Source organism: Staphylococcus sp. FSL W8-0774 (genome assembly GCF_038006785.1).
Taxonomy (GTDB): domain Bacteria; phylum Bacillota; class Bacilli; order Staphylococcales; family Staphylococcaceae; genus Staphylococcus; species Staphylococcus pasteuri.
The window spans coordinates 675,406-694,371 of the sequence record NZ_JBBOVW010000001.1; the positions used below are offsets into that span (position 1 = coordinate 675,406).

Sequence of the window (18,966 nt, forward strand, 5' to 3'; positions counted from 1 at the left end):
TGATTAAATTATAGCATGAAACAAACTAGTTCTAAAATTTATAGCAAATGTGTTAAAGTTATCAATTGAAAGTGTTGAGATACGTGAAAGAAGGGCTAATATGACAGAACAATTTGTAATGATCATTCTTTTAATTGCTTTAGGCTATTTTTTAAAGCGTATTAATTATTTGAAAGCAACAGATAGCCAAGTGCTTTCAACAATAGTATTAAATGTAACTTTACCTTCTTTAGTTATCGTGAATTTAAATAAAGCTGATTTAAACCTATCATTTTCTATTTTGCCTATTATGATGATTATCTACGGTGTGGTCTCAAAAATAATTGTTATTTGGAGTTTCCGTAAATACGATAATCAAATGCGTGGTTCTGTTGGTATGATGATTGGAGCTATGAATATTGGATTATTTGCTTATCCATTAGTAGATGCTATATGGCCAAGTAAGGGAATGGTTTATTTTGGCATGGTTGATATTGGTGGCGCAGTTATTATGTTTGGTCTCACTTACTTTGTTGGAAGTTACTTTAGTGAGGGAAGTGACCAATTCAATTTTAAATTCTTAGTTAAGAAATTAATTCAATCTGTACCACTGGTTACTTATATTGTTATGTTTATACTTAATATGGCGAACATTCATTTACCTAAAGTGTCTATTGATTTCTTTTCAATTTTAGGAAAAGCTAATATGCCACTATCTATGATTTTATTAGGCGTTATATTGAACTTTACTATTGAAAAAGCTTATTTACCTGCAGCAATCAAATATCTTTCTCTTCATTATGGAATAGGTCTTATTGCTGGATTAATTGTATATTTCTTCTTACCAGTTTCAGATCAGATGATTAAAACGACATTGCTTATCACATGGTTATTACCAGTTGGTGTGGCAATTATTCCTTATTCAATACAATTCAAATATAAAACACTACCCTTAATAGGGATGGTAACTAATTTATCAATTGTTATAAGTATTGTTATTATATATGTTTATCAAGCGTTCTTTGTTTCATAATAAATAGAAATAGTTATTTATATATAAAAAGCCATGCAATTCATGAGTACACACTACATTAATTTAATGTATGTTACACATGAAAATTGCATGGTTTATTGTTTGACTTAGCCTTTACCTCCCATGAAAGCTGGATAGTTTGTCATACCACCATCTACATAAATAGTAGTTCCGTGGATATAACTAGCTAAGTCTGATGCTAAGAATAATGCAGCATTAGCGATATCTTGAGCATCTCCAATTTCTCTAGCTGGAATCATTTCTAATGTTTCCTCACGAGTTTTTGGATCAGAGAATTTTTCTTTAGTATGTTCAGTAACAACAGCTCCAGGGGATATATTATTAATACGAATTCCATATTGTGCATATTCCATTGACATGGTTTCCATCATTAATTTTAATCCACCTTTACTTGAAGCATAGTGAACATAATTTGGCCATGGAATAGTATCATGAACACTTGAAGTATTAATAATAACACCTTTTTTATCTTCTTTTCTGAAGTGTTTTACTGCTTCACGTGAACCTATAAACGCACCTGTTAAGTTGATATCTATCACTTTTTGCCATTCTTCAATCGTCATTTCATGCGATGGTGTTGCTTTTTCAAAACCAGCATTGTTAATCATGATATCTAAAGTACCGAAATGGTCTACAGATTGATTGATTAAATTAATGACATCTTCTTCTTTAGCCATATCTCCTTGAACGAGTAACGCATCTCCACCAGCTTGTTTGATGATATTTACAGATTCTTGTAATGATTCATCGTGTTTATCTGAACGATAGTTAAGTACGACTTTTGCTTTGGCTTTACCAAAATTTTCTGCAAAAGACTTACCAATACCACTACCAGCACCTGTAATGATAACAACTTTATTTTCTAATTCTTTAAACATGGAAATGCCTCCTAAAAATGTTTTATTTTAGGTTACCTAAAATAATTGCTGCAATAATGATGAGTATGATACCTGACCAAATACCCATCATCTGACGACGGTCTTTTTTCTCTCCTAAAATAAAAATGCCACCAAGTGTAGATATGATAACTAATAATTGAGATAATGAAAAACTAGTTGCAACACCTACTTTAGGTTGAGAATAGAACATAAATAAGTTACCAATTGCCCATACAATACCAGGAATTAAATTGAGGGCAGTAGACTTGATAGACGTTTTGTGATTCATTGAAAGAATGAAACCGCCAATAGCCATACCAACAGATTGGAAGAATAGTGCTTTTGTACCACTTACATTGAAAATGTCTCCTAACACGACATAGCCAACATAACCTACTGTTGAAATTAGAAGGATACCCATTGCTTTTTTAAATTCAGGATCATTTGATTTACCTTCATTTTTAGCTTTTAATGATGTTAATGCGATACCTGAAACTAATAAGACCATAGAAATCAGTCCGAATACGACTTGTATCATTGTGCTCCATTCGCCTAGGAATATAACACTAAATAAAGTAGTACCAACTAATTGCATACCAGTAGAAATTGGCATTGTTTTTGAAACACCAATTAAATTAACAGATTTTAATTGGTTACCTTGACCAAATGCCCATAATGCACCTGAGAATAATCCAACAATAATAACAGTTAAATCATCAAATGCTGCATTACCTGTTAGTAATAAAATAATACCAACAATGAGTGCACCTAAAGTAGTACCTCTAATTTGATTATAGGGGCCTCCACCTACGAATACATTGATTATTACAACACTACCCCAAAATAGTGCAGGTAATAATGCTATTAAAATATCAAGAAACTGCATATGTTTCTCACTCTCCTAAATAAACGAATTAAGTGCTTCCCCTTTAATAACACTTGAAGTTAATTCTAAAACAATTAAGTTGAATAGTAAAAAACATCGGCTTATTTTAGAAAAGTAAAAAGGGGAGTAGGACCGAAATAAATTTTGGAAAATTATTATTTCAGTCCTACTCCCAAGTTTAATCAATAATTAAGTTTCTGGATTAGTAGCATTTTCATGAATGTATTGTGGTTCTAATTTATACTTTTTATATTCATAATTAGTAGTAAATCCAAGTTCATTAAAACGTTCTACGAGCTTACTATTTTTGTTTCGAATTTTAAAATAAACTTTATGCAGTTCATAATGAGAAAAAGCGTAATGCAAAGCATACTCCAATAAATCAAAAGCAATTCCTTTCATTCGATAATCTATGTGAGAACTGAAATATTTAATTTCTGCTTTAGATTTTTGAGGATTAACATGTAGATATAAATAACCTTTTAAAAGTCCTTCGCTTACAAAAAGAAATAGCTTATTATTTTCATCTAATGTATTAACAATATCATCTGCTTTCATTGCATCATGTTTAAATGTCTTATGATGCATTTTTGCCAATGCTCTATGGAAACCTTTTTGATATTCTATAATATTTTGTTCATTTTCTAATTCCCCAATATCTTGATGTGCCTCTAAATAATAGTCAGTAAAATTATAACTTGCTTTTATTTGCTTAATAAAAGGTTTATAAGTTTGAACGCCTTCTTCAAATGAAAAGTTATATATAGCATTTTCAGGTTGATTTTCTGTCATTGCATTGAATAGGTTTTGAAATAACTGTGGAGTGACGTCAAAATTTGGCTCTATAAAAGGGCCAATTATCTTAAACTTATGTGTTTCATAAGAAATCGCAATGATTAATGCTTTTATTTGATTATTATCAGAAATGGCAAAAGCGCCAGGAGTTTTAATTGCTTCTTCTAATAAATGATCAAATTCTGCAAATTGTTGAGGTATTTTATATAAATAGGAAGTTACTTGGTAATCAGCAGTTTCAATAAAAGCTTTTATTTTTTTAGGGTCCTTCAACTGAATAATATCCATGTTCTTACCTCCGTACCGTATTTATTAATTTAATTATATGAGTAATTGCATTGAAATGAAAGTTAATATATATACGTACATGTTACAATTAAGGTAACTATTCTTAAAGCAAATTAATCAAACATAAACTTAAAATGTATTAAATATAGAAAGGGAACTATAACTCATGCAATCATTAATTTTAGCGGAAAAACCATCAGTAGCTCGAGATATTGCAAATGCACTCAATATCAATCAAAAAAGAAATGGCTATTATGAAAATAATCAATATATTGTTACTTGGGCATTAGGACATTTAGTGACTAATGCAACGCCAGAACAATATGATAAGAAATATCAAGAATGGAAACTTGAAGACTTACCAATAATTCCAAAACATATGAAAACAATAGTTATAGGTAAAACTAGAAAACAGTTTAAGACTGTAAAATCACTAATACTTAACCAGAATGTGAATAAAATTATAATTGCTACTGATGCAGGAAGAGAAGGAGAGCTTGTAGCAAGATTGATTTTAGATAAAGTGGGAAATAAAAAGCCAATCAAACGATTATGGATTAGTTCAGTAACTAAAAAAGCAATCAAAGATGGATTTAACCACTTGAAAGATGGAAGACAATATCAGCATTTATACGAAGCTGCTTTAGCTAGAAGTGAAGCGGATTGGGTGGTTGGTATTAATGCAACAAGAGCATTAACAACAAAATATGATGCTCAGTTATCACTTGGACGCGTACAGACGCCAACAATTCAACTAGTACAATCTCGTCAAAATGAAATTAATCAATTTAAACCACAAACCTATTACACTCTTACAGCTATAGTGGATGGTTTTGAATTTAATTATGTTTCAACACAACAAAGAATTACTGACCAACAAAAATTAAAAAATGTTATGAATCAAATAAATAAACAGCAAGGTAATATAGAAAAAGTTAAATCTAAAATTAAGAAAACATTTCCTAAGCCACTTTATAATTTAACTGATCTACAACAAGACGCTTATAATCGATTTAAAATGGGGACCAAAGAGACACTAAATACGTTACAAAATTTATATGAAAGACATAAATTAGTAACGTATCCACGTACAGATTCCAATTATTTAACTGCAGATATGGTTTCTACAATAAAAGAAAGATTACAAGCCTTATTAGCTACAGACTATAAAGAAAGTGTTCGTAATTTAATAGGAAAGTCATATTCCGCTAAAATGCATATATTTAATGATCAAAAGGTTTCAGATCACCATGCTATTATACCTACTGAGATAAGACCTGATTTTTCACAATTAAGTAATAGAGAAAGTAAAATATATATGCTTATTGTAGAAAGATTTCTAGAAAGTTTAATGCCTCCTTATGAATATGAAAGTATTAAAGTATACTTAACTGTTAATGGTTATCAATTTGTATTACAAGAAAAAGTTACAAAACAATTAGGGTATAAGGCTTTAAAAGAAAATGAGCAATCAGTTGTTACTCAACATCCTTTTAAAAACAATCAAGTCGTCACTGTCTCAAATTCTAAAATTAATGATCATCAAACAACACCACCTGACTACTTTAATGAAGGAACATTATTAAAAGCGATGGAAAATCCTCAAAACTATATTCAACTTAAGGATAAAAAACATGCACATACTCTGAAGGAAACAGGCGGTATTGGAACTGTTGCGACACGTGCGGATATCATTGAAAAACTATTTAATATGAATGCAATAGAATCAAGAGATGGTAAAATTAAAGTAACTTCAAAAGGTAAACAAATCTTAGAATTAGCACCTCAAAAATTAACATCACCATTATTAACTGCTGAATGGGAAGAAAAATTATTGCTTATTGAAAAAGGTAAATATAATAAACAGCAGTTTATAAAAGAAATGAAAGAATTAACAACAGAAGTAGTGAACACAATTAAGAATAGCGAACAAAAATATAAACATGATAATTTAACTACAACAGAATGTCCTACTTGTGGCAAATTTATGATTAAAGTTAAAACTAAAAATGGACAAATGTTGGTATGCCAAGATCCATCTTGTAAAACAAAGAAAAATGTCCAAAGAAAAACAAATGCACGTTGTCCTAACTGTAAAAAGAAAATGACTTTATTTGGTAAAGGTAAGGATGCGACATATAGATGTACATGTGGTCATTCAGAAACGCAAGCTCAAATGGATAAACGTATGAAAGAAAAATCAAGCGGTAAAGTTTCTAAAAAAGAAATGAAGAAATACATGAATCAACAAGAAGAATTAGACAATAATCCGTTCAAAGATGCTTTGAAAAATCTAAAATTATAAATAAATTCGAACAAAAGGAAAAATAATATAACTAAAGTTCGTATTTAGTATTGTCATTTTAGAGATTTGGTATTAAACTTATTAAGTATTTCAAAAAAAGGAGCATTAGCCGTGAAAAAATACTTCAAGTTCGATGAACATGGTACTAACTTTAAAAAAGAAATTTTAGGTGGTATCACTACGTTTTTATCAATGGCGTACATACTAGCTGTAAACCCTCAAGTATTAAGCCTAGCAGGAGTCAAAGGTGTATCTGAAGATATGAAAATGGATCAGGGAGCCATTTTTGTTGCGACTGCTTTAGCTGCGTTTGTAGGTTCGCTATTTATGGGACTCATAGCAAAATACCCTATAGCATTAGCACCTGGCATGGGATTAAATGCATTTTTCGCATTTACAGTAGTTCTTACAATGGGGATACCATGGAAAGTCGGATTAACTGGCGTTCTATTCTCAGGTATATTCTTTGCAATATTAACAGTAACCGGATTAAGGGAAATAATTATTAACGCAATACCTTATCAAATGAAGATGGCTGTTTCTGCTGGAATAGGGTTGTTTATAACCTTTGTAGGTTTACAAAGTTCAGGAATTATTGTGAAAAATGATTCAACATTAGTTACCCTAGGGCATTTAACGAAAGCACCAGTATTATTAGCAATATTTGGTATTGTTATTACCGTTATTTTATACACTAAAAAAGTACCGGGTTCTATATTTATAGGTATGATAATTACTGCAATAGTAGGAATGATAACTGGACAAATACATACGCCAACTGGCATTGTAGGTCACGTTCCAAGTATTAAACCAACTTTCGGAGCTGCATTTGAATCATTTAAGGATCCAGGTCAATTATTTACTATTCAATTTTTAATTGTTATTCTAACATTCCTATTTATTGATTTCTTTGATACTGCAGGAACATTAGTAGCTGTTGCAACTCAAGCAGGAATTATGAAAGATAATAAACTTCCTAGAGCAGGTAGAGCGTTATTTTCAGATTCATTAGCTACAATTGTTGGTTCTATATTCGGTACAACAACGACTACTTCTTATATAGAATCTACGTCAGGTGTTGCAGTTGGTGCAAGAACAGGATTCGCAAGTATTGTTACAGGTTGCTGTTTCTTACTAGCTTTATTCTTTAGTCCACTAATTGCAGTTGTAACAAGTGCTGTAACTACACCGGCATTGGTAGTGGTAGGTGTACTAATGGCTGCAAACTTTGCGGAAATCAATTGGAAAAAATTCGAAGTCGCTGTACCTGCTTTTATAACAATCATCATGATGCCTTTATCTTATTCAATTGCAACAGGTATAGCTTGTGGATTTATCTTTTATCCAATAACAATGATTATTAGTAAAAGACATAAAGAAGTACATCCAATTATGTATGTATTAATGGTATTATTTATCTTATACTTTGTATTCGTACATGGCTAAATAAAAAATAAGACGCTCGTACTTAAAATAGTACGAACGTCTTTTTTTAGTTGTGAAATGAATACAAGTTTATTTAGACTTATGACCATCTTTATATTGAGTATAAATAACGCGAGCATTTTTATTAGGAACATAAGTTGGAGCAGCTAAGACTATAAATACAAAGAAAATCATTAATACGAATAAAGCCCAATGTATAATCATACCAATAAATGGAATGAATGCGACAAACGAAACAATAATACCTAAAATAGGTATAATGACCATTGGTTTAATTGTGTTTTGTTTATCAACTAATAGAATAATCGTTAAAACCAAATAGAGAAAAGCGTTAAATAATAGAGGTTGCCAACCAAAACTTAAAATTACACTGCCACCTAAAAAAGGAATCCCATAAAAGAACTCACATATAACTAGGAAGACGCCAATAATGGATAGGGCAAGCTTAATACCGTTTTTCAAATGATTCACCCCCGTTCTCTACTATTATAATAGAAAATGATTAAGGTTAATATTAATATGATTAAATTTAGTCTTGTAATTACATATTTAAATATAAAAATTTCCCTAAAAAGGTTGAACAAGAGATACATTTAAAGTACAATAACAAAGTATGTGTTAGACAAAACAGAAAAAAGTTAATGAAAACAATTGATTTATCATTGTTTTTCATGTAACATATCTAATGTTGGACTTTAAATAACGCGATGAAGCGAAAGGTTACTGACACACCCGGCCGCTTTGCCATGGCGTTGTGTGAGATAGTTTTCGTGGAGAAGTCTATCACTTAAATGTAGACGAATAAGGAGGGAAAATTATGGCAAAACAAAAAATCAGAATCAGATTAAAAGCTTATGATCACCGTGTGATTGATCAATCAGCAGAAAAAATTGTTGAAACTGCTAAACGTTCTGGTGCAGATGTTTCTGGACCAATTCCGTTACCAACTGAAAAATCAGTTTATACAATCATCCGTGCCGTGCATAAGTACAAAGATTCACGTGAACAATTCGAACAACGTACACATAAACGTTTAATCGATATTGTTAACCCAACACCAAAAACAGTTGATGCTCTAATGGGCTTAAACTTACCATCTGGTGTAGACATCGAAATTAAATTATAATAGAAAAAATTAGGAGGTGGACTTTCGATGACCAAAGGAATCTTAGGAAGAAAAATCGGGATGACACAAGTGTTTGGAGAAAACGGTGAATTAATCCCAGTAACAGTAGTAGAAGCAGGACAAAACGTTGTATTACAAAAGAAAACTGAAGAAGTTGACGGTTACAACGCAATCCAAGTAGGATTTGAAGATAAAAAAGCATATAAAAAAGGTTCAAAAACTAACAAATATGCTAATAAACCAGCTGAAGGTCATGCTAAAAATGCTGACACAGCACCTAAGCGCTTCATTCGTGAATTCAGAAACGTTAATGTTGATGAATACGAAGTAGGTCAAGAAGTCTCAGTTGATAAATTCGAAACTGGTGACATCATTGATGTTACAGGTGTTTCAAAAGGTAAAGGTTTCCAAGGTGCTATTAAACGCCACGGACAATCTCGTGGACCAATGGCTCACGGTTCTCATTTCCACAGAGCACCAGGTTCTGTAGGTATGGCTTCAGATGCTTCAAGAGTATTTAAAGGTCAAAAAATGCCAGGCCGTATGGGTGGAAACACAGTTACTGTACAAAACCTTGAAGTAGTACAAGTTGACACTGAAAACAGTGTAATCTTAGTAAAAGGTAATGTACCTGGACCTAAAAAAGGTTTAGTAGAAATTTCAACTTCAATTAAATCAATTAAAAAAGGTAATAAATAATCAATAAGCGAAAGGAGGAAAATGCATAATGGCTAATTATGATGTTTTAAAAGTAGACGGATCAAAAAGTGGTTCAGTTGAATTAAGCGATGCAGTCTTTGCAATCGAACCAAACAATAGTGTCCTTTTCGAAGCTATCAATTTACAACGTGCTTCATTACGTCAAGGTACACATTCAGTTAAAAACCGTTCAGCAGTACGCGGCGGTGGACGTAAACCATGGAGACAAAAAGGAACAGGTCGTGCTCGTCAAGGTACAATTCGTGCACCTCAATGGCGCGGTGGTGGTATTGTATTCGGACCAACTCCAAGAAGTTACGGATATAAAATGCCTAAGAAAATGCGTCGTTTAGCATTACGTTCTGCATTGTCATTTAAAGTTAAAGAAAATGGATTTACAGTTGTTGATGCATTCGGATTTGATGCACCAAAAACAAAAGAATTCAAAAATGTTTTAACTACATTAGAACAACCTAAAAAAGTATTAGTTGTTGTTGAAAACGAAGATGTTAACGTTGAATTATCAGCACGTAACATCCCTGGTGTTCAAGTAACAACTGCTCAAGGTTTAAATGTATTAGATATCACAAGTGCTGACAGTTTAGTAATTACTGAAGCTGCTGCTAAAAAAGTTGAGGAGGTGCTCGGATAATGGAAGCTAGAGATATTCTTAAGCGCCCCGTAATCACTGAAAAATCTTCAGAAGCAATGGCGGAAGATAAATATACTTTCGATGTTGATACTCGTGCTAACAAAACACAAGTTAAAATTGCTGTTGAAGAAATCTTCGACGTAAAAGTTGATAATGTAAACATCATCAACTATAAACCTAAGAAAAAACGTATGGGCCGTTACCAAGGCTACACAAATAAAAGAAGAAAAGCGATTGTTAAACTAAAAGAAGGTTCAATCGACTTATTCAACTAAAACATTACCAATAAGGAGGTAAACGACAATGGCTCTTAAAAAATATAAGCCAATAACTAATGGTCGTCGTAATATGACTTCATTAGATTTCGCTGAAATTACGAAAACTACACCAGAAAAGTCATTATTACAACCGCTACCGAAAAGAGCGGGACGTAACAACCAAGGTAAATTGACTGTTCGCCATCACGGTGGAGGACATAAACGTCAATACCGAGTTATCGATTTCAAACGTAACAAAGATGGTATCAACGCTAAAGTTGATTCAATCCAATACGATCCAAACCGTTCAGCTAACATTGCTTTATTAGTATATGCTGACGGAGAAAAACGTTATATTATCGCACCTAAAGGATTACAAGTAGGACAAGTAGTTGAAAGTGGTGCTGAAGCAGATATCAAAATTGGTAATGCTTTACCATTACAAAACATTCCTGTAGGTACTGTAATTCATAATATTGAGTTAAAACCTGGTAAAGGTGGACAAATCGCTCGTTCAGCTGGTGCTAGTTCACAAGTGTTAGGTAAAGAAGGTAAATACGTATTAATCAGATTACGCTCTGGTGAAGTTCGTATGATTCTTTCAACTTGCCGTGCTACAATTGGACAAGTTGGTAATATCCAACACGAACTAGTAAATGTTGGTAAAGCAGGTCGTTCAAGATGGAAAGGTATCCGTCCAACAGTTCGTGGTTCTGTAATGAACCCTAACGATCACCCACACGGTGGTGGTGAAGGACGTGCTCCAATCGGTAGACCATCTCCAATGTCACCTTGGGGTAAACCTACGCTTGGTAAGAAAACTCGTCGTGGTAAAAAATCTTCAGACAAACTTATCGTTCGTGGACGTAAGAAAAAATAATAAAATTAACTTATTTGGGTGTGCGGCTTAATTGCTGCACGCACAGAATAAGAAGGGAGGCGCCCAAATGGCTCGTAGTATTAAAAAAGGACCTTTCGTTGATGACCACTTAATGAAAAAAGTGGAAGCACAAGACGGAAGTGAAAAAAAACAAGTAATTAAAACATGGTCTCGTCGTTCTACAGTTTTCCCAAATTTCATTGGTCATACTTTCGCAGTATACGATGGACGTAAACATGTACCTGTATATGTAACAGAAGATATGGTAGGTCACAAATTAGGTGAATTCGCACCAACTCGTACATTTAAAGGTCATGCTGTTGACGATAAAAAAACAAGAAGATAATTTTTAAAAAGTAGAGGAGGAAATCCTAATGGAAGCAAAAGCGGTTGCTAGAACAATAAGAATCGCACCTCGTAAAGTAAGACTAGTTCTTGACTTAATTAGAGGTAAAAATGCTGGAGAAGCTATTGCAATTTTAAAATTAGCAAACAAAGCTTCATCACCAGTGATCGAAAAAGTATTAATGTCCGCTTTAGCAAATGCTGAACATAACTACGACATGAACACAGATGAATTAGTAGTAAAAGAAGCTTATGCTAATGAAGGACCAACTTTAAAACGTTTCCGCCCACGTGCGCAAGGACGTGCAAGTGCGATAAACAAACGTACAAGCCACATTACAATCGTCGTAAGTGACGGTAAAGAAGAAGCTAAAGAAGCTTAATAACTTTCTAAGGAGGGAATACTGTGGGTCAAAAAATTAATCCAATCGGACTTCGTGTTGGTATCATCCGTGATTGGGAAGCAAAATGGTATGCTGAAAAAGATTTCGCTTCATTATTACACGAAGATTTAAGAATCCGTAAGTTTATTGATAATGAATTAAAAGAAGCATCAGTTTCTCACGTAGATATCGAACGTGCAGCTAACCGTATTAATATCGCTATTCATACTGGTAAACCAGGTATGGTAATTGGTAAAGGCGGTTCAGAAATTGACAAACTTCGTAACAAATTAAATGCTTTAACAGATAAAAAAGTACACATCAACGTAATTGAAATCAAGAAAATTGATATTGATGCAAGATTAGTTGCTGAAAATATCGCACGTCAATTAGAAAACCGTGCTTCATTCCGTCGTGTACAAAAACAAGCTATTACAAGAGCTATGAAACTTGGTGCTAAAGGTATCAAAACTCAAGTATCAGGTCGTTTAGGCGGAGCAGATATTGCTCGTGCTGAACAATATTCTGAAGGAACTGTTCCACTTCATACATTACGTGCTGACATCGATTATGCACACGCTGAAGCAGATACTACTTATGGTAAATTAGGCGTTAAAGTATGGATCTATCGTGGAGAAGTTCTTCCTACTACTAAGAACACTAGTGAAGGAGGAAAATAATCATGTTACTACCAAAACGTGTTAAATATCGTCGTCAACATCGTCCTAAAACAACTGGTCGTTCTAAAGGCGGTAACTATGTAACATTTGGTGAGTATGGTTTACAAGCTACTACAACGTCTTGGATCACATCTCGTCAAATCGAATCAGCTCGTATTGCAATGACTCGTTATATGAAACGTGGTGGGAAAGTTTGGATCAAAATCTTCCCTCATACACCATACACTAAAAAACCTTTAGAAGTACGTATGGGTGCTGGTAAAGGTGCGGTTGAAGGCTGGATTGCAGTCGTTAAACCTGGTAGAATCTTATTTGAAGTCGCTGGGGTACAAGAAGAAGTTGCCCGCGAAGCACTACGTTTAGCAAGTCACAAACTTCCAGTAAAAACTAAGTTTGTAAAACGTGAAGAATTGGGTGGTGAAACAAATGAAAGCTAAGGAAATTAGAGACTTAACCACTTCAGAAATCGAAGAACAAATCAAATCTTCAAAAGAAGAGCTTTTTAACCTACGCTTTCAGTTAGCTACAGGTCAATTAGAAGAAACGGCACGTATTCGCACAGTAAGAAAAACGATTGCTCGTCTAAAAACTGTTGCTCGTGAAAGAGAAATTGAACAAAGTAAGGCTAATCAATAATTAATTGAAAGAGGAGGTTACAAAAGTGAGCGAAAGAAATGATCGTAAAGTTTATGTAGGTAGAGTTGTTTCTGACAAAATGGACAAGACTATTACTGTACTTGTTGAAACTTACAAAACACACAAATTATACGGTAAACGAGTAAAATACTCAAAAAAATACAAAACTCATGATGAAAACAATTCAGCTAAATTAGGAGACATTGTTAAAATTCAAGAAACTCGTCCTTTATCAGCAACAAAACGTTTTCGTTTAGTAGAAATTGTTGAAGAGTCAGTAATTATTTAATACAAGATTAGAGATAAGGGAGGTTTAACTAATGATCCAACAAGAGACACGTTTAAAAGTAGCAGACAACTCTGGTGCTCGTGAAGTTCTTACAATCAAAGTATTAGGTGGATCTGGTCGCAAAACAGCGAACATCGGCGATGTTATCGTATGTACTGTTAAAAATGCAACACCAGGTGGCGTTGTCAAAAAAGGCGAAGTTGTCAAAGCTGTTGTAGTACGTACTAAATCAGGTGTACGCCGTAACGATGGTTCATATATCAAATTTGATGAAAATGCATGTGTTATCATTCGTGATGACAAAGGCCCACGTGGTACTCGTATCTTTGGTCCGGTTGCTCGTGAATTACGTGAAGGTAACTTCATGAAGATCGTATCATTAGCACCAGAAGTACTATAAAATCAATTAACCAAAATATATAAGGAGGTGCCCACATGCATATCAAAAAAGGTGACAACGTAAAAGTTATCGCAGGTAAAGACAAAGGTAAAGAAGGTAAAGTAGTTGCTACTGAACCTAAACGTGACCGTGTCGTTGTGGAAGGTGTTAATGTTATTAAAAAACACCAAAAACCAACTCAATTAAACCCTGAAGGTGGAATTTTAGAAACAGAGGCAGCTATCCATGTTTCTAACGTACAATTATTAGACCCTAAAACAAACGAACCAACTCGTGTAGGTTACAAATTTGTTGATGGTAAAAAAGTTCGTATTGCAAAAAAATCTGGCGAAGAAATCAAATCTAATAATTAATTACTAGTTGAAAGGAGGATCCACTTTGAACCGTTTAAAAGAAAAATTTAATTCTGAAGTTACTGAGAACTTAGTAAAAAAATTCAACTATAGTTCAGTAATGGAAGTACCTAAAATTGACAAAATCGTAGTGAACATGGGTGTCGGTGACGCTGTTCAAAACTCTAAAGTGTTAGATAACGCTGTAGAAGAATTAGAACAAATCACTGGTCAAAAACCATTAGTAACTAAAGCTAAAAAATCAGTTGCAACATTCCGTTTACGTGAAGGTATGCCTATCGGTGCGAAAGTTACACTTCGCGGAGAAAGAATGTATGAATTCTTAGACAAACTAATTTCAGTATCATTACCACGTGTACGTGACTTCCAAGGTGTTTCTAAAAAAGCATTCGATGGTCGCGGTAACTACACATTAGGTGTTAAAGAACAATTAATTTTCCCTGAAATCGATTATGATAAAGTAAGCAAAGTAAGAGGAATGGATATTGTTATCGTAACTACTGCTAACACTGACGAGGAAGCTCGTGAATTGTTATCAAACTTCGGTATGCCATTTCGTAAATAATCTCTAAAAGGAGGCTAATTAAGTGGCTAAAACTTCAATGGTTGCTAAGCAACAAAAAAAACAAAAATTCGCAGTTCGTGAATACACTCGTTGTGAACGCTGTGGTCGTCCACATTCTGTATATCGTAAATTCAAATTATGCCGTATTTGTTTCCGTGAATTAGCTTATAAAGGCCAAATTCCTGGCGTACGTAAAGCTAGCTGGTAATAAAAAGAGTCTGAAAGGAGGCAACAATCAATGACAATGACAGATCCAATCGCAGATATGCTAACTCGTGTAAGAAACGCTAACATGGTTCGTCACGATAAATTAGAATTACCTGCATCTAATATCAAAAAAGAAATTGCCGAAATCTTAAAAAATGAAGGTTTCATTAAAAATGTTGAATACGTAGAATACGATAAACAAGGTGTTATTCGTTTATTCTTAAAATATGGTCAAAACAATGAACGTGTTATCACAGGATTAAAACGTATTTCAAAACCAGGTTTACGCGTATATGCTAAAGCTAACGAAGTACCTAAAGTACTTAATGGTTTAGGTATTGCATTAGTATCAACTTCTGAAGGTGTAATCACTGATAAAGAAGCAAGAAAACGTAATGTTGGTGGAGAAATTATCGCATACGTTTGGTAATAAATAATAAGGAGGTGCCATAACATGAGTCGTGTTGGTAAGAAAATTATTGACATCCCTAGTGACGTAACAGTAACTTTTGACAATAATCATGTCACTGTTAAAGGTCCAAAAGGTGAATTATCAAAAACATTAAATGAAAGAATGACATTTAAACAAGAAGAAAACACAATTGAAGTTGTAAGACCATCTGATTCTAAAGATGACAGAACAGATCATGGTACAACTCGTGCTTTATTAAATAATATGGTACAAGGTGTTTCTCAAGGTTTCGAAAAAACACTTGAACTTGTTGGTGTAGGTTACCGTGCTCAAATGCAAGGTAATGATTTAGTACTTAACGTTGGATACTCTCACCCAGTAGAAATTAAAGCTGAAGACGGCATTACTTTCGCTGTTGAGAAAAATACAACTGTTAAAGTTTCTGGTGTATCTAAAGAGCAAGTTGGAGCTATCGCTTCTAACATCCGTTCAGTAAGACCTCCAGAACCTTATAAAGGTAAAGGTATTCGTTACCAAGGTGAATACGTACGCCGTAAAGAAGGTAAAACTGGTAAATAATAGATAACACTCTAAAGAAAGGAGTATTAAAATGATCAGTAAAATTGATAAAAATAAAGTGCGTTTGAAAAGACATTCACGTGTTCGTACTAAATTATCAGGTACAGCTGAAAAGCCACGTTTAAATGTATATAGATCAAACAAACACATTTACGCACAAATCATCGATGATGTTAAAGGCGAAACATTAGCTCAAGCTTCATCTAAAGATAAAGATATCGCTAGCGAAACAGCAACTAAAGTTGATTTATCAACAAAAGTTGGCGAAACAATTGCTAAAAAAGCAAATGATAAAGGAATTAAAGAAATCGTATTCGATCGTGGAGGTTACTTATACCACGGACGCGTTAAAGCATTAGCAGAAGCTGCTAGAGAAAACGGTTTAGAATTTTAATTTAAAGGAGGGACAAATACATGGCTCGTAGAGAAGAAGAAACGAAAGAATTTGAAGAACGCGTTGTTACAATCAATCGTGTTGCTAAAGTTGTTAAAGGTGGACGTCGTTTCCGTTTCACTGCATTAGTAGTAGTTGGAGACAAAAATGGTCGTGTAGGTTTCGGTACTGGTAAAGCTCAAGAGGTACCTGAAGCAATCAAAAAAGCTGTTGAAGCAGCTAAAAAAGATTTAGTTGTAGTTCCACGTGTTGAAGGTACTACACCTCACACAATCACTGGCCGTTATGGCTCAGGTAGCGTATTTATGAAACCTGCAGCTCCTGGTACTGGTGTAATCGCTGGTGGTCCAGTTCGTGCGGTATTAGAATTAGCAGGTATCACTGATATCTTAAGTAAATCATTAGGTTCTAACACACCAATTAACATGGTTCGTGCAACTTTAAATGGTTTACAAAACCTTAAAAACGCTGAAGATGTTGCGAAATTACGCGGCAAAACAGTTGAAGAATTATATAATTAAGGAGGGAAAATAAGTTATGGCTAAATTACAAATTACCCTCACTCGTAGTGTTATTGGTCGTCCTGAAACACAACGTAAAACTGTTGAAGCTTTAGGTCTTAAAAAGACTAACAGTTCAGTAGTTGTTGAAGATAACCCTGCTATTCGTGGGCAAATCAACAAAGTTAAACATTTATTAACTATAGAAGAAAAATAATTAAGGAGGTGCCGACATGAAATTACATGAGTTAAAACCAGCAGAAGGTTCTCGTAAAGAACGTAACCGTGTAGGTCGTGGTGCAGCAACTGGTAATGGTAAAACAAGTGGCCGTGGACATAAAGGTCAAAAAGCACGTTCAGGTGGTAAAGTAAGACCTGGATTTGAAGGTGGACAATTACCATTATTCCGTCGTTTACCAAAACGCGGTTTCACTAACATAAATCGTAAAGAATATGCTATTGTTAACTTAGACCAACTTAATCAATTCGAAGATGGTACTGAAGTAACTCCAGCTTTATTAGTAGAATCTGGTGTTGTTAAGAATGAAAAATCTGGTATTAAAATACTAGGTAATGGCTCACTAGATAAAAAATTAACAGTGAAAGCTCATAAGTTCTCAACTTCAGCAGCAGAAGCTATTGATGCTAAAGGTGGAGCACACGAGGTGATCTAATGTTTCAAACGCTTGTGAGCTTCTTTACAACTAAAGAAGTTCGAAACAAGATTTTCTTTACTCTAGCAATGTTAGTTATATTCAAGATTGGGACTTACATTCCAGCTCCTGGAGTAAATCCTAATGCTTTTGATCAAGCAGCAAAAGGTTCTCAAGGTGTCACTGATTTACTTAATACATTCGGTGGAGGAGCCTTGAAGAACTTTTCAATATTTGCGATGGGTATTATGCCTTATATTACTGCATCTATCGTAATGCAATTATTACAGATGGATATCGTTCCTAAGTTCTCAGAATGGGCGAAACAAGGTGATGTAGGTAGAAGGAAAATCAACAATGTAACACGTTATTTCGCTATAATATTAGCATTCATTCAGTCAATTGGTATGTCATTTCAATTTAATAATTTATACGGAGGACGCTTAATTGTAAGCCAATCTGTACTAACTTATTTATTGATTGCACTTACTTTAACAGCAGGAACTGCATTCTTGATATGGCTTGGTGACCAAATCACTCAGTTTGGTGTTGGTAATGGTATTTCACTTATCATCTTTGCAGGTATTTTATCAACTTTACCTTCAAGTATTATTCAAGCAGGTCAACAAGCATTTGTTGGTCAAGAAGATACTTCATTAGCTTGGTTAAAAATAGTAGCATTAATTGTAGCATTAGTATTGTTAACAGTAGGTGCTATATTTGTACTTGAAGCAAAACGTAAAATTCCTATCCAATATGCGAAGAAACAAACAGCTCAACGATTAGGTTCACAAGCAACTTATCTACCTTTAAAAGTTAACTCAGCTGGTGTTATTCCTGTTATTTTTGCGATGGCATTTTTCTTATTACCAAGAACGTTGACGCTATTCTTCCCTAAAGCTGAATGGGCTCAACAAGTTGCAGATACTGCAAATCCATCAAGTAACATAGGAATGGTAATCTATATTGTATTAATTATTGCGTTTGCATACTTTTATGCATTTGTACAAGTTAATCCAGAAAAAATGGCTGACAACCTTAAAAAACAAGGTAGTTATGTCCCAGGTATCAGACCTGGTGAACAAACGAAAAAATATATTACTAAAGTTCTTTATCGCTTAACGTTTGTTGGTTCTATTTTCTTAGCAGTCATTGCGATTTTACCGATCTTAGCTACGAAGTTCATGGGCTTACCAAGATCTATTCAAATTGGTGGTACTAGTCTTCTTATCGTTATCGGTGTTGCTATTGAAACTATGAAATCTTTAGAAGCACAAGTAAATCAAAAAGAATATAAAGGCTTTGGTGGTAGATAATTTGTAGGA

At 33.8% G+C, this 18,966-nt stretch carries 29 protein-coding genes; 25 read left to right on the forward strand and 4 right to left on the reverse strand.

Annotation, left to right across the window (positions count from 1 at the left end; all coding sequences use genetic code 11):
- Nucleotides 1–100 precede the first annotated feature (100 nt).
- Nucleotides 101–1,012, forward strand: coding sequence for an AEC family transporter (locus NSQ15_RS03110; RefSeq protein ID WP_217194126.1), 912 nt, complete (start codon nt 101–103; stop codon nt 1,010–1,012).
- Between the two features lie 107 nt (nt 1,013–1,119).
- On the opposite strand, the gene NSQ15_RS03115 is transcribed toward NSQ15_RS03110, so the two are convergent.
- From NSQ15_RS03115 to NSQ15_RS03125, 3 genes are all read right to left on the reverse strand, one after another.
- Nucleotides 1,120–1,911 carry a glucose 1-dehydrogenase gene (locus NSQ15_RS03115; protein ID WP_046467156.1) on the reverse strand — a complete coding sequence of 264 codons (792 nt, stop codon included), beginning with the start codon at nt 1,909–1,911 and terminating at the stop codon, nt 1,120–1,122.
- 22 nt (nt 1,912–1,933) lie between these two features.
- The gene (locus tag NSQ15_RS03120; RefSeq protein WP_340746931.1) at nt 1,934–2,797 is read right to left on the reverse strand and encodes a GRP family sugar transporter; all 864 of its coding nucleotides are present in this window, start codon (nt 2,795–2,797) and stop codon (nt 1,934–1,936) included.
- Nucleotides 2,798–2,986: 189 nt separating this feature from the next.
- A complete protein-coding gene (locus NSQ15_RS03125) occupies nt 2,987–3,880 on the reverse strand; it encodes a GNAT family N-acetyltransferase (protein WP_217194127.1) in 894 nt (297 codons plus the stop codon).
- A gap of 166 nt (nt 3,881–4,046) precedes the next feature.
- On the opposite strand from NSQ15_RS03125, the gene NSQ15_RS03130 reads away from it, so the two are divergent.
- On the forward strand, nt 4,047–6,185 hold the full coding sequence (locus NSQ15_RS03130; RefSeq protein WP_070453652.1) for a DNA topoisomerase III: 2,139 nt from the start codon (nt 4,047–4,049) through the stop codon (nt 6,183–6,185).
- Nucleotides 6,186–6,296: 111 nt separating this feature from the next.
- Nucleotides 6,297–7,631: an NCS2 family permease gene (locus NSQ15_RS03135; protein WP_017638521.1), complete on the forward strand. Its 1,335-nt coding sequence runs from the start codon at nt 6,297–6,299 to the stop codon at nt 7,629–7,631.
- A 69-nt stretch (nt 7,632–7,700) separates the two neighbouring features.
- On the opposite strand, the gene NSQ15_RS03140 is transcribed toward NSQ15_RS03135, so the two are convergent.
- Nucleotides 7,701–8,093, reverse strand: coding sequence for a hypothetical protein (locus NSQ15_RS03140; RefSeq protein WP_340746932.1), 393 nt, complete (start codon nt 8,091–8,093; stop codon nt 7,701–7,703).
- 355 nt (nt 8,094–8,448) lie between these two features.
- Between NSQ15_RS03140 and rpsJ the strand changes: the two genes are divergently transcribed.
- The 22 genes from rpsJ (at nt 8,449) to secY (ending at nt 18,957) form a co-directional block, all read left to right on the forward strand.
- Complete coding sequence (gene rpsJ / locus NSQ15_RS03145) at nt 8,449–8,757, forward strand: 30S ribosomal protein S10 (protein ID WP_001118667.1); 309 nt, start codon at nt 8,449–8,451, stop codon at nt 8,755–8,757.
- A gap of 27 nt (nt 8,758–8,784) precedes the next feature.
- Complete coding sequence (gene rplC / locus NSQ15_RS03150) at nt 8,785–9,456, forward strand: 50S ribosomal protein L3 (RefSeq protein ID WP_340746933.1); 672 nt, start codon at nt 8,785–8,787, stop codon at nt 9,454–9,456.
- 28 nt (nt 9,457–9,484) lie between these two features.
- Nucleotides 9,485–10,108: a 50S ribosomal protein L4 gene (gene rplD, locus NSQ15_RS03155; protein ID WP_017638518.1), complete on the forward strand. Its 624-nt coding sequence runs from the start codon at nt 9,485–9,487 to the stop codon at nt 10,106–10,108.
- Complete coding sequence (gene rplW / locus NSQ15_RS03160) at nt 10,108–10,383, forward strand: 50S ribosomal protein L23 (RefSeq protein WP_002450524.1); 276 nt, start codon at nt 10,108–10,110, stop codon at nt 10,381–10,383. Before rplD ends, rplW begins: the two co-directional genes overlap by 1 nt.
- 28 nt (nt 10,384–10,411) lie before the next feature.
- Nucleotides 10,412–11,245, forward strand: coding sequence for a 50S ribosomal protein L2 (gene rplB, locus NSQ15_RS03165; RefSeq protein ID WP_017638517.1), 834 nt, complete (start codon nt 10,412–10,414; stop codon nt 11,243–11,245).
- A gap of 67 nt (nt 11,246–11,312) precedes the next feature.
- Nucleotides 11,313–11,591 carry a 30S ribosomal protein S19 gene (gene rpsS / locus NSQ15_RS03170; RefSeq protein ID WP_002450522.1) on the forward strand — a complete coding sequence of 93 codons (279 nt, stop codon included), beginning with the start codon at nt 11,313–11,315 and terminating at the stop codon, nt 11,589–11,591.
- A gap of 28 nt (nt 11,592–11,619) precedes the next feature.
- Nucleotides 11,620–11,973, forward strand: coding sequence for a 50S ribosomal protein L22 (gene rplV, locus NSQ15_RS03175; protein ID WP_029055861.1), 354 nt, complete (start codon nt 11,620–11,622; stop codon nt 11,971–11,973).
- Between the two features lie 23 nt (nt 11,974–11,996).
- Entirely contained in the window at nt 11,997–12,653 is a 657-nt protein-coding gene (gene rpsC / locus NSQ15_RS03180) for a 30S ribosomal protein S3 (RefSeq protein ID WP_017638515.1), read from the forward strand.
- Between the two features lie 2 nt (nt 12,654–12,655).
- Entirely contained in the window at nt 12,656–13,090 is a 435-nt protein-coding gene (gene rplP, locus NSQ15_RS03185; RefSeq protein ID WP_002450520.1) for a 50S ribosomal protein L16, read from the forward strand.
- Complete coding sequence (gene rpmC, locus NSQ15_RS03190) at nt 13,080–13,289, forward strand: 50S ribosomal protein L29 (RefSeq protein ID WP_000644737.1); 210 nt, start codon at nt 13,080–13,082, stop codon at nt 13,287–13,289. Before rplP ends, rpmC begins: the two co-directional genes overlap by 11 nt.
- Before the next feature lie 25 nt (nt 13,290–13,314).
- Nucleotides 13,315–13,578, forward strand: coding sequence for a 30S ribosomal protein S17 (gene rpsQ, locus NSQ15_RS03195; RefSeq protein ID WP_002432741.1), 264 nt, complete (start codon nt 13,315–13,317; stop codon nt 13,576–13,578).
- 31 nt (nt 13,579–13,609) lie between these two features.
- Complete coding sequence (gene rplN / locus NSQ15_RS03200; protein WP_017638514.1) at nt 13,610–13,978, forward strand: 50S ribosomal protein L14; 369 nt, start codon at nt 13,610–13,612, stop codon at nt 13,976–13,978.
- Nucleotides 13,979–14,013: 35 nt separating this feature from the next.
- The gene (gene rplX, locus NSQ15_RS03205; protein WP_002466469.1) at nt 14,014–14,331 is read left to right on the forward strand and encodes a 50S ribosomal protein L24; all 318 of its coding nucleotides are present in this window, start codon (nt 14,014–14,016) and stop codon (nt 14,329–14,331) included.
- Between the two features lie 25 nt (nt 14,332–14,356).
- Nucleotides 14,357–14,896, forward strand: coding sequence for a 50S ribosomal protein L5 (gene rplE, locus NSQ15_RS03210; RefSeq protein ID WP_026083545.1), 540 nt, complete (start codon nt 14,357–14,359; stop codon nt 14,894–14,896).
- A gap of 22 nt (nt 14,897–14,918) precedes the next feature.
- A complete protein-coding gene (locus NSQ15_RS03215; RefSeq protein WP_001829713.1) occupies nt 14,919–15,104 on the forward strand; it encodes a type Z 30S ribosomal protein S14 in 186 nt (61 codons plus the stop codon).
- Between the two features lie 30 nt (nt 15,105–15,134).
- Nucleotides 15,135–15,533 (forward strand): 30S ribosomal protein S8, encoded by a 399-nt coding sequence (gene rpsH, locus NSQ15_RS03220; RefSeq protein WP_340746934.1) that lies wholly within the window; start codon nt 15,135–15,137, stop codon nt 15,531–15,533.
- Nucleotides 15,534–15,557: 24 nt separating this feature from the next.
- Nucleotides 15,558–16,094, forward strand: coding sequence for a 50S ribosomal protein L6 (gene rplF / locus NSQ15_RS03225; RefSeq protein ID WP_017638511.1), 537 nt, complete (start codon nt 15,558–15,560; stop codon nt 16,092–16,094).
- 31 nt (nt 16,095–16,125) lie between these two features.
- Nucleotides 16,126–16,488 (forward strand): 50S ribosomal protein L18, encoded by a 363-nt coding sequence (gene rplR / locus NSQ15_RS03230; protein WP_070453671.1) that lies wholly within the window; start codon nt 16,126–16,128, stop codon nt 16,486–16,488.
- A 20-nt stretch (nt 16,489–16,508) separates the two neighbouring features.
- Nucleotides 16,509–17,009: a 30S ribosomal protein S5 gene (rpsE, locus tag NSQ15_RS03235; RefSeq protein ID WP_002450514.1), complete on the forward strand. Its 501-nt coding sequence runs from the start codon at nt 16,509–16,511 to the stop codon at nt 17,007–17,009.
- A 16-nt stretch (nt 17,010–17,025) separates the two neighbouring features.
- Nucleotides 17,026–17,205 carry a 50S ribosomal protein L30 gene (gene rpmD, locus NSQ15_RS03240; protein WP_002432330.1) on the forward strand — a complete coding sequence of 60 codons (180 nt, stop codon included), beginning with the start codon at nt 17,026–17,028 and terminating at the stop codon, nt 17,203–17,205.
- 16 nt (nt 17,206–17,221) lie between these two features.
- A complete protein-coding gene (rplO, locus tag NSQ15_RS03245) occupies nt 17,222–17,662 on the forward strand; it encodes a 50S ribosomal protein L15 (protein ID WP_070453674.1) in 441 nt (146 codons plus the stop codon).
- The gene (gene secY / locus NSQ15_RS03250; RefSeq protein WP_017638508.1) at nt 17,662–18,957 is read left to right on the forward strand and encodes a preprotein translocase subunit SecY; all 1,296 of its coding nucleotides are present in this window, start codon (nt 17,662–17,664) and stop codon (nt 18,955–18,957) included. The genes rplO and secY overlap by 1 nt, the downstream gene beginning before the upstream one ends.
- Nucleotides 18,958–18,966 lie beyond the last annotated feature (9 nt).